This is a genomic window from Planctomycetota bacterium (assembly GCA_038746835.1).
GTDB lineage: Bacteria > Planctomycetota > Phycisphaerae > Tepidisphaerales > Tepidisphaeraceae > JBCDKH01.
The window spans coordinates 1-5,919 of record JBCDKH010000214.1 but is presented as its reverse complement, the minus strand read 5'-3'; the positions used below and the strand labels follow the sequence as shown (position 1 = coordinate 5,919).

Below are 5,919 nucleotides of genomic sequence, written 5' to 3'. Positions count from 1 at the left end.
CTTGATCAGGTCGTCGCTGACGCCCGCGACGATCGACACCTTCTCCTCGCCCGGCGACGCGAGCAGCACCGCATAGCTCGACTGCTTGGACTTCATCGCGTCGATGACCGACCGCAATGCGTCGTCCGAAGGTGCCGCCACCTTCGCGACCATGATGGCACCTTCGGCCTTGGCGATGAGATCGGCCGCGATGGCCGAGGCGTCGAAGCCCGCCCCGCCACCGCCACTCGCGAGCTGTTTCTTGAGCTTCTTGATCTCGTCCCGCATCGCCGCCGCACGATCGGCCGCGTCGTCTGGCTTGACGGACAACGCTGCCGCCGTCTCGACGAGCGTCTTGTCGAGCTTCTGCACGTGCTCGATCGCGGCCTGGCTCGCGACGCCCGTCACGCGCCGGACACCCTTGCTCACGGCCTCTTCAGCGACGATCTTGAAAAGGCCGATGTCGCCGGTGCGATCGGCATGGGTGCCGCCGCAGAACTCGATGCTGTGCGTCGCGCCGTTGGACGAGGTCGCGTCGCCCGGCGTGGCGTAGACGACGCGGACCGGGTCCGGATACTTCTCGCCGAAGACGGCCCGCACGCCCTCGATCGCTTTCGCCTCCGCCAGCGGCATCAGGTCGGCCCGGACGGGCAGATTCTGGCGGATCATCGCGTTGACGCGACGCTCGACCTCGCCGACTTCTGCCAGCGTCATCGCCTTGTCGTGGCTGAAGTCGAAACGGGTCTTCGTGTCGTCGACGAGGCTGCCACGCTGGGCGACGTGCTCGCCGAGCACTTGGCGCAGCGCGAGGTTGAGCAGGTGTGTGACGGTGTGATGGCGACGGATTTCCGACCGCCGGTTGTCGACGGCGAGCGTCACCGTGTCGCCGACGGCGAGGGAACCAGAGGTCAGCTCGCCAACGTGCAACACTCGACCGCCGGCCCGTTGCGTGGTTTCGATTTCGAAGACGACATCAGACTTGGACGCGACGCCGACGTCACCGACCTGACCGCCTTGCTCGCCGTAGTGATTCGTGCGGTTGAAAAGCAGTGTCGCCGTCTCGCCAGCCTGAAGCTTGCCGTCGGTCACGACGTCGCCGTCACGAACGAAGGCCAGCAGCGTCGCCTCGATCGGCTCGCCCGAAAACTTCGGCGAGTCGTCCGTCTCCGGCAGGTCCCCGAAATCGACCGCCTCGGCACCGGCCACTTTGTTGCCTTTGCCGCTGATGTTCTGGAACTCCTCGAACAGCCGCTCGTATTCGGCGACGTCCGGGACGAAACCGTCTTCCCGCGCCAGCTGCATCGTCATGTCTGGCGGGAAGCCGAACGTCGTATGCAATTCGAAAATCTCGCGCCCTGACAGAGTCGGATTAGCACCCCGTTCTTGCACACGTCTAATCAACTCGCGGTAGCCAACGACCTGCTCGTCACCATTTTCGTCGCTGAACACATGGAGCTGCTCAGCTTTCGATACGACTTCATTGCCTCTCTCTTCGGAGCTGCGCCAGTCGAGGTGCTGCATCCGTGTTTGCGTCCAGCCTTGCTCTGAGGCGAAGGTCCGAGCGAGATCCAAGTTCTTGGCGAAGGCGTAGTGCTCTAGCCCGCGATCCACAACACTCAGAAAGTCACGCTCCTCGGACTCGATCACCTTCGCCGCCGTCGTCTCGCGGACGTCGAGAAACGCCTCGCCCATCTGCTGCTGGACGACGTCGACGAGCCTGTGCAGAAACGGCTCACGCAGGCCGAGCGTCTGGTAGCCGAACCGCACTGCGCGCCGAATGACGCTCCGCACCACACTGCCGCGGCCTTTGCCGTCGGGCATCGCGCCGTCGCTGATCGCGAACGTCGCCATCCGCGCGTGGTCGGCAATCGCGCGGAAGGCGATGCCGACTGAGCTCGTCAGCTCTGGCTGGTACGCTTTGCCGCTGATCCCGGCGATCTTGTCGAGCAGCGGCGTGAAGACATCGGTGTCGTAGTTGCTCGTCTTGCCCTGCAGGACGCGGACGATCCGCTCGAAGCCCATGCCGGTGTCGACGTGCTTCGCCGGCAGCGGCTTGAGGCCGCTCGCCGTGCGGTTGAACTGGATGAAGACGAGGTTCCAGATCTCGACGACGGTGTCCTGGCCGTCGGCGTTGACGAGTCCGCCGCCTGACTTGTCGTCGGAGCGATCGTAGTGAATCTCGCTGCAAGGCCCGCACGGGCCGACGTCGCCCATCTCCCAGAAGTTGTCCTTCTTGTTGCCGGGATGAATGCGCTCGGCCGGCAGGTACTTCGCCCACAGCTCCTTCGCCTCGGTGTCGGGTTCGAGGCCTTCCGACGCGTCGCCCTCGAAGTACGTCGCGTGCAGCCGTTCGGGGTCGAGACCCCAAACCGTCACGAGCAGCTCCCACGCCATGTCGATCGCGCCCTCCTTGAAGTAGTCGCCGAACGACCAGTTCCCGAGCATCTCGAAGAATGTGTGGTGGTACGTATCCCGGCCGACGTCGTCGAGGTCGTTGTGCTTGCCACCGGCGCGGATGCACTTCTGGCTGTTGGCGGCGCGGGGCGGGCCGTAGTGGTCGAGCTTCTCCTCGCCGAGGAAGATCGGCTTGAACTGGTTCATGCCGGCGTTGGCGAAGAGCAGCGTCGGGTCGTCGTGCGGGATGACGGGCGACGACGGAACGTGGGCGTGACCGTGCTTGTCGACGAAAAAGTCGATGAACTGCTGCCGGATCTCACTGCTGCTGGGCGGCATAGGCGGGCATGCTAGACGGCCGACCCCGAAGACCGGCCGTCGCGAAAGGAACGCGGCCCGGAGTCGATGCCCTCGTCCGGTAAGGCGATGTGCTTGTCCGCATGAGGCCAACTGCTTCTGATGCGGCCGGTTTCCGCCACTTCGTTGGACTCAAGCGACCGAATCGGCGGGTCGATCAACGGATCGACGCCGCAGTCGGCGTCTGCTCCTCGAGAAAGTGCTTATGCCCATTCCGACCGCCGCCGCGCCTGCCGTTCGTCGTTGTCTGTTCGCCCTCATCGCCGCCATGGCGATGGCCGCGCCGGCGCTTGCGGAGCGGCCGATGACAAGCCGGAGCGACACGGTCGATCTCGCCGGCCTCGAAGGCTCCTTTCGCCGCGTAGCCAATCGCGCCGCTCCCGGCGTCGTAGCCATCACGGTCGGCAACGCACTTCCGCCGGCGTCGGCCGACACGCGCTCGGCCGTGCTGAACTATGACAAGCTCACGACGCTCCTCGGCGACGGTTCGCGCACCGTCGGCACCGGCTTCTGCGTCGACGCGCGCGGCTACATCGTCACCAACCAGCACGTCATCGAAGGGGCCAAGCAGATCTACGTGACGACCGACACGGGCCGCACGCTGCCGGCCATCGTCGTGGCGACAGACCGTCGTGGCGACCTGGCCGTCCTGAAGGTGCCGACGTCGCTGCCGGCGCTGTCGTTCGCCCCGCCCGCATCCCGGACGCGTGGCCAGTGGGTTGTCGCCATCGGCAATCCGATGGGTCTGGCAGGTCGCGGCGAGATGAGCATCAGCACCGGCATCATCAGCGCGACCGAGCGAACGCTGCCCAAGCTCAGCCGCGTCGAAGGCCGGCTCTACAGCGGACTCATTCAGACCACCGCCGAGCTGAACCCCGGCAACAGCGGCGGGCCGATCTTCGATTTGGAAGGCCGCGTCGTCGGCGTCGTGACGGCCGTCGTCCTGCCGCAGGGCGAAGCGAACGGCCTCGGCTTTGCCCTCCCGGCCGATCAGTCCATGCAGGATCGCATCGCGACGATGATCCGTGGCGACAAGGTTCGCTACGGCTACCTCGGCGTCGCAGGAACGGCTGCGCAATCCCGCACCGCTCGCGGCGGCATGGTCGTCACGCGCGTCGGTGCCGGAACCCCGGCCGAGGGACGCATTCGCGAAGGCGACGTCATCCTCGCTCTGGGCGGAAGGCCCGTGAACGATGAGGAGACCTTCGTTCGCCACGTCGGCTCGGCCACGACCTCGACGCCCGTTCGGCTGAGCCTGCTCCGCGGCGGACGTAGCCTCGACGTTTCGATCCGCCTTGCCGAACGCCCCGGACAGGCCGGCACCGGCCGAAGCGAGCAGCGGCTCCACTTTCGCGGCGTGACGTTCAAGAACGCCGGCGAGGGCCGCGGCTGCATCGTTGAGTCGGTGTCGGAGGACAGCCCGCTGCGAACGCTGGTGTCGGGAGGTTTGCAGTTCGAGCAGGTCTCGCAGGTCGACGTGCCGAACATCCTGGCGTTGCAGAGCACGCTCGATCGCATCGGCGTTGGACAGCTTCGGTTTAAGTGAGGCCCGCGAAGTCAGGATCTGGCGAAACTGCTACCAGATTCGACCAGGACGTGCATCGCCACGCTACAGGGTCGGGTTACCCCAGAAGGTCAAAGGCCAAGCCGTTGACTATTTTAGCCGTTGTACAGCAACGGATTGCTGCTGATACCGGGGTTGGCCAGCATGGTCTGATCTGGTTCGAATGCGAGCTCTACGTTGATTTTGGCTTGCAGTGGTTCGGATCGGTGATAAGCTGGTTGAATCTGGTTGAGTCCCGCCGGTCTCGATCCTCGTTGTGAGCCCTGATGACTGTCTTGCAAGACCATCCCGCTGCCGGTGTTGACGCGTCAGAGTTCATGGACCCGGCGGCCTCGGTTGCTCGCCGGCTTCGGCGGCTTATTCGCGCCGGCGACCTTGCCGCAGGTGATGCCCTTCCGAGCGAACGCGTCCTCGCAGAGCGACTCAGCGTGGCCCGCTCGCGCGTGCGACGCGCCTTCGGTGAGCTCGAGCAGGAAGGCCTGATCGAGGTGTCGGCCAAGCGGGTGCGACGCGTCACGCGTCAAGAATCCAATGTCGAACTGCCTAAGCGCGGCGTGCAGTTGGACGACACGATCGGGATCGTGGACTTGTCCGGGCTCGCCGGTGACGTCCATCGGCAACAGCCCGGCTGGCCGAGCTACGTCCAGATCGCAGCGAGTGCTGCAGCTCAGGGCCACGGCATGCAGACGCTGGTCGGCATCGCCTCGGATGGCATCGGTCCAGTCGGTCGATGGTGTGACGTCAAGCCTTCGGGGGTCGTTGTTGCTTTCGACTGCTCCGGCTCGGAAGTCGGCCTGGCGGTCTTGGAGCAGCTTGCCGAAGCGGGTGTTCCCGTCGTCGCTCACGCCAATCGCGACCCGAATGGACCGCTGAGCAAGTTTGACCGCGTCGCGACGGACCACCGTCGTGGCGGCGAGTTGTTGACGAGTCACCTGATCGATCGCGGCTGCAAGCGGATTCTTCGTCTCCATCGCAGCTTCGACCGTCAGCCATACTGGGATCGTCGTGACGAGGGCTACGATAAAGCGTGCCGCGACGCGGTAGTTGAGCCGTTGCCGACGATGCGGACGCCGCACCTGGTGAAGCACGACAACAGCAGCACCGCTGAGAACTTCGAGATCATCAGTCGTTTGCTGATGAGTTATCTGTTCGACGCGTTCAAGGCGGATCCCAAGATCGACGCGATTCTCGCGACGACGGACCGCATCGCGTACGAGGTTGCCGCCGCGTGCCGCATGCTCGGCCGCGAGCCCGGTCGGGACATCCTGATCGCTGGCTACGACAATTCATGGCCGCAGGCGCCCGAGCGTTCCGAAGGCGTTCCGCCGCCGGTGGTCACCATCGACAAACACCACGGCGACATCGGCCGCGGCCTCATCGACCTGCTCATGGACCGCCTGAACGGCCGGCTCCCTGCCGAGCCGCAGGAGCGGGTTGTCGAGCCAGAGTTGGTGGTCGTTGAGGATGCAGAGCTGTCCACCACAACCGAGACCCATCTTTAGGAGGAACCATGCACCGCAACACATTCTTGACTTGTGTCGCCCTGACCGCGGCCGCTCTGTCCGCAAAATCAGTATCTGCCGCAACAGTCTTTCTCGACACGTTCGACGCTGGCAGCAACGTCG

General features: G+C 65.0%; 3 protein-coding genes. 2 read left to right on the top strand and 1 reads right to left on the bottom strand.

The genetic code is table 11. From position 1 onward, the window contains the following. Nucleotides 1-2,712 (bottom strand): alanine--tRNA ligase-related protein (locus AAGI46_15160; protein ID MEM1013546.1); only part of this gene is annotated, 2,712 nt, incomplete at its 3' end. Between the two features lie 223 nt (nucleotides 2,713-2,935). Here AAGI46_15160 and AAGI46_15155 point away from each other — a divergent pair. Then, complete coding sequence (locus AAGI46_15155; GenBank protein MEM1013545.1) at nucleotides 2,936-4,276, top strand: trypsin-like peptidase domain-containing protein; 1,341 nt, start codon at nucleotides 2,936-2,938, stop codon at nucleotides 4,274-4,276. Between the two features lie 284 nt (nucleotides 4,277-4,560). Further along, complete coding sequence (locus AAGI46_15150) at nucleotides 4,561-5,796, top strand: GntR family transcriptional regulator (GenBank protein ID MEM1013544.1); 1,236 nt, start codon at nucleotides 4,561-4,563, stop codon at nucleotides 5,794-5,796. Nucleotides 5,797-5,919: the final 123 nt, after the last annotated feature.